Source organism: Candidatus Zixiibacteriota bacterium (assembly GCA_021159005.1).
Classification (GTDB): Bacteria; Zixibacteria; MSB-5A5; order UBA10806; family 4484-95; genus JAGGSN01.
On the sequence record JAGGSN010000141.1, the window covers coordinates 1 to 1,896 of the forward strand.

The 1,896-nt window shown below is 41.7% G+C and carries 2 protein-coding genes; both read left to right on the forward strand.

From position 1 onward, the window contains the following. The first annotated feature begins 306 nt into the window (after positions 1-306). A complete protein-coding gene (locus J7K40_09455) occupies positions 307-738 on the forward strand; it encodes an NfeD family protein (GenBank protein ID MCD6162623.1) in 432 nt (143 codons plus the stop codon). After that, positions 738-1,667 (forward strand): SPFH/Band 7/PHB domain protein, encoded by a 930-nt coding sequence (locus tag J7K40_09460; GenBank protein MCD6162624.1) that lies wholly within the window; start codon positions 738-740, stop codon positions 1,665-1,667. The genes J7K40_09455 and J7K40_09460 overlap by 1 nt, the downstream gene beginning before the upstream one ends. Positions 1,668-1,896 lie beyond the last annotated feature (229 nt).

Genomic DNA, 1,896 nt, shown 5'->3' on the forward strand with positions numbered 1-1,896 from the left:
AGTGTGGGAATGACATCACTATAGCATCCGCCTAAGGCGGACAAAAGGCCGGACAGTAGTGTAGTTTTTTATATAATATTCCATTGGTGATTCCCAATAAATATCAATAGGAATGATAGTTGCGGCAACTATTTATTTTTCATTATTCATTATTAATTGTTGAATAAAACTCTCCTTTTAGTGTATTAAGTATATAATAAATGATAAAACCTGAAATTGTTATCGATTGATATAAGATGACAACAATTTACGATAGTTAGAGTTAATTTTTATACTCTGATTAAATGAATGTGAAAGGAGGTTAATATGCCTGTTTATATCTGGCTGATACTTGCGGCAATCCTAATTGTCATAGAGATATTTACCGCCGGATTCTTTATTGCGTGTTTTGCGCTGGGCGCTCTTGTCGCCGCTGGTATTGCCTATGTATCGCCATCCATGGGCTATCAAGCCGCCGGATTTGTGATAGTTTCAGTGATAGCCATACCGATTTCTCGTATTCTGGCAAAACGCTTTGCCGAGGACCAAACTCCTCAAGCCGGCGTTGATGCCTTAATTGGCAAAACCGCCGTCGTAATTGAGGACATCGTACCAATATCACAGAAAGGACAGGTTAAAATCGAGGGGGAATCATGGCGAGCTTTAGCATCCGATGAGATAAAAGTTGGGGAAACAGTAAAAATAATCGAAGTAAAAGGAACAATGCTCAAAGTTCAGAAATTAGAAGGGAGCAAATGATGGAATATGGATTCATTATCGCAATCGTAATTTTAGCGGTAATTTTTGCCGCTATGTCTATGCGTATTATCAGACCCTATCAGCGCGGCTTGGTTGAAAGGCTTGGACGATATCGCCGCACCTGCCAGCCGGGATTGAATATAATCATGCCTGTAATTGAAGCTATGGCAAAAAAGGATATGCGCGAAAGAGTAGTAGATGTCCCGCCGCAGTCGATTATCACCAAGGATAATGTGGTGGTCGAGGTTGATGCGGTTATTTATTGCCAGGTAACAGACCCGTTCAAATCTCATTACGAGATAACTGATTTTATCTATGCGGCTGTTAAGCTGGCTCAGACTAATCTAAGGAATACGCTGGGCGAGATGGAGCTTGACCAATCTCTAACCTCACGCGATGTTATAAACGAAAAACTGCGTGAAGTGCTCGATGAAGCTACCAATAAGTGGGGCGTTAAAGTCAACCGGGTGGAGATACAAAAGATTGACCCGCCTATGGATATCACCGATGCTATGAGCCGTCAGATGAAAGCCGAACGCGACAAGCGCGCTGCTATCCTCGAAGCTGAGGGCATCAAGCAGGCAGAGATTACCCGCGCCGAGGGCGAAAAACAGTCTGCCATTTTAGAGGCTGAGGGACAGGCGGAGGCTATTAAAAAGAAAGCTGATGCTGAAAAATATCAGAAGCTAACAGTGGCGCAGGGCGAGGCTGAGGCAATTATCAATGTCTTCCAGGCTATTCACAAAGGCGAGCCGGATGATAAACTGATTACTTTGCGCTATCTGGAATCATTAAAGCAAATCGCCGATGGCAAAGCCAACAAGCTGTTCTTCCCGATTGAGGTTTCCAGTTTGTTATCAGGTGTGGGACTGGCGGCTGATATGCTGAAAAATCCGCCAAAAGAGAAGGCTGCTCAGTCTGAAGCATAATCTATATCGATAGTTTAACTACAGTTAATAAAACCGGTCTTATCATAGGCCGGTTTTGTTATTTTCCATCAATAGCTTATATTAAAAGAAGATAAAACACTCTTTATGTTTCATTAAATGAAATTATCAGGAGTTTCCCCGAAAATTCCGGTAAAATCTTTATAGTATAGTATGCTTCATAGGGTTAACATTTTCAATAAGTGGAAATCATAGTTTTTGAAAAAACGGG

Bases quoted from the DNA above. Each gene is read 5' to 3' on its own strand.
- J7K40_09460 (MCD6162624.1), top strand. From the start codon at position 738: ATGGAATATGGATTCATTATCGCAATCGTAATTTTAGCGGTAATTTTT.
- J7K40_09455 (MCD6162623.1), top strand. From the start codon at position 307: ATGCCTGTTTATATCTGGCTGATACTTGCGGCAATCCTAATTGTCATA.